We start from the raw sequence: 2,660 nt of genomic DNA, 5'->3' as shown, positions 1-2,660 counted from the left end.
CCCTGGCGATCGCGACGGAGGCCGAGCGGGCCGAACCCGGCGCCCTGGCAGAGATGATCGCCGCTGCGGGCGTCGAGGTGGCGAGTGTGGTGCCGTCTTTGCTGAGTGTGCTGGACCCGGAGAGTGTGCCGGGGGTGCGGCGGTGGGTTCTGGGTGCGGAGCGGTTGAGCGCCCGGTTGGCCGCGAGGTGGGTGGATCAGGCGGAGGTATGGAACACCTACGGCCCGACCGAGGCCAGTGTGATCACCACCGCCAGCCCGATAGCGACTCCGGTGGAGCAGGATCCGGCGATTGGGGCGCCGCTCGCCAACACTGCGGTGTTCGTGCTGGACGACTTCCTCCAGCCGGTCCCGCCCGGCGTCACCGGGGAGGTGTACATCGCCGGCGCGGGCCTGGCCCGCGGCTACATCGGCCGTCCGGGGATGACTGCCGAGCGGTTCGTCGCCGCCCCCTTCGCGGACGGGGAGCGGATGTACCGCAGCGGCGACCTGGCCCGCTGGTGTGGTGACGGGCAGTTGGCTTTCGTCGGCCGCGCGGATGAGCAGGTGAAGATCCGCGGGTTCCGCATCGAACCGGGCGAGGTCGAAGCCGTCCTCGCGAGCCACGAGTCGGTGGCGCAGGTCGCCGTCATCGTCCGCGAGGACCGCCCCGGAGACAAACGCCTGGTCGCCTACGTCGTCCCCACCACCGACGCCAGTTCCGGCGAGGGTGCCCTGAGCGGGAAGGGCACGGGTGTCACCGTCCCCGCCGGTGGGGGTTCGGGTGATGTCCGCGCCGCAGGGGTCGATGTGGCGGGGTTGCGGGAGTACGCGGTCTCGCGCTTGCCGGACTACATGGTTCCGCTGGTGGTGCCGATCGAGGCGATTCCGCTGACGGTCAACGGCAAGCTGGACCGGGCTGCGCTGCCCGCGCCCGATCTGCCCGGTGCGGGGCGGGCGGCGCAGACCCCGGTGGAAGAGATCCTGTGCGGGCTGTTCGCCGAGGTCCTGGGTCTGGAACGGGTCGGGACCGAGGCGTCGTTCTTCGACCTGGGCGGCGATTCACTGCTGGCGATGCGGTTGATCGCCCGCATCAGGTCGGTGCTGGACGCCGAGATCAGCATTCGGGGACTGTTCGCCGAGCCGACGGTCGCCGGGCTGGCCAGGCTCGTGAGCGGTTCGGACGAGACGCGTCAGGCACTCTCGCCGCTGCCGCGGCCAGAGGTGCTGCCGCTGTCGTACGCCCAGCAGCGGATGTGGTTTCTCAACCGGCTGGAAGACGCAGGCGAGGGCGCGGGCTACAACCTGCCGTTCGCGCTGCGCCTGTTCGGCGAGCTGGACGCGACGGCGCTGGAGGCGGCGATCGGGGATGTCGCCGAGCGCCACGAGAGCCTTCGCGCGATCTTCCCGGAGACCGGCGGCGTGCCTCGCCAGCAGATCCTGGAGGGGTTCGCCGGTCGTCCGATGCTGGAGGTGATCCAGGGCGGTGGCCGTGACGTGGCCGACCTGGTGGCGGCGTACACCGGGCGCAGGTTCGATGTGCGCGTCGATCTGCCGTGGCGGGTCTGCGTGGTGTCGGTGTCGCCCTTGGAGCATGTGCTGCTGGTCGTGACCCATCACATCGCGTCCGACGGCTGGTCGATGGGCGTTATCGGCGAGGACCTGAGCACGGCGTACGCAGCCCGTCGCGAGGGCCGCGCGCCGGACTGGCAGCCCTTGCCCGTGCAGTACGCGGACTACGCGCTGTGGCAGCGGGAGGTCCTCGGCGATCTGGACGATCCGGGCAGCCTGATCAGCGGCCAGCTTGGCTACTGGCGCCAAGCCCTGGAGGGCGCGCCGGAGGAGTTGTCGCTTCCGGCCGATCGGCCACGCCCGGCGACGTCGTCGTTCCGGGGCGGAACCGCGCATCTGGAGGTGGACGCGCGGACCCATGCGCGGCTGGCGGAGGCCGCGCAGCGCAGCGGGGCCACGATGTTCATGGTGGCCCACGCGGCGCTGGCGGTGCTGCTGGCGAAGGTCGGCGCGGGGACCGACATCCCGATCGGTACGGCGATCGCCGGTCGCGGGGATGCCGCGCTGGAGAACCTGGCCGGCTTCTTCGTCAATACGCTCGTCCTGCGTACGGACCTGAGCGGTGACCCGTCGTTCGAGGACGTGCTGGCGCGGGTGCGGGAGACCGACCTGGCCGCCTACGCCCACCAGGACGTCCCCTTCGAACGCCTCGTGGACGAGCTGAACCCCACCCGCTCGCTGTCCCGCAACCCGCTCTTCCAGGTGATGCTGGTCCTGCAGAACCTGCCGGAGGCGCAGGGCCAGTGGGACCTGCCGGGCCTGCACGTGACCCCGATGCCGGACGGGGCGATCGACACGGCGGCGAAGTTCGACCTGTCGGTGACGCTGGTGGAGCACCGGGACGAGACCGGGGCCCCGGCCGGCCTGATCGGCGGCATGTTGTACGCCGTCGACCTGTTCGACGAGGCGACGATTCAGGCGCTCGCCCAGCGGTTGGTGCGGGTGCTGGAGCAGGTGGCCGCCGATCCCGCCGTACGGCTGAGGGACATCGAGGTCCTGACGCCGGAGGAGCGTTCTCTGACGGTGACGGGCTGGAACGACACGGCGGTGTCGTTGGCGGCCGGAACCGTGCTGGACCGGTTCCGCGAGCAGGCCGAGCGGGCACCCGAC

The 2,660-nt window shown here is 71.3% G+C and carries 1 protein-coding gene; it reads left to right on the top strand.

The window, feature by feature from the left end; all coding sequences use genetic code 11:
* On the top strand, positions 1–2,660 hold a 2,660-nt coding region (locus Mam01_RS35830; protein ID WP_204289660.1), incomplete at both ends, for a condensation domain-containing protein.

The sequence above is a fragment of the Microbispora amethystogenes genome (assembly GCF_016863015.1).
In the GTDB taxonomy this organism is placed as follows: Bacteria; Actinomycetota; Actinomycetes; order Streptosporangiales; family Streptosporangiaceae; genus Microbispora; species Microbispora amethystogenes.
This window is presented reverse-complemented; position numbering and strand designations above follow the sequence as displayed.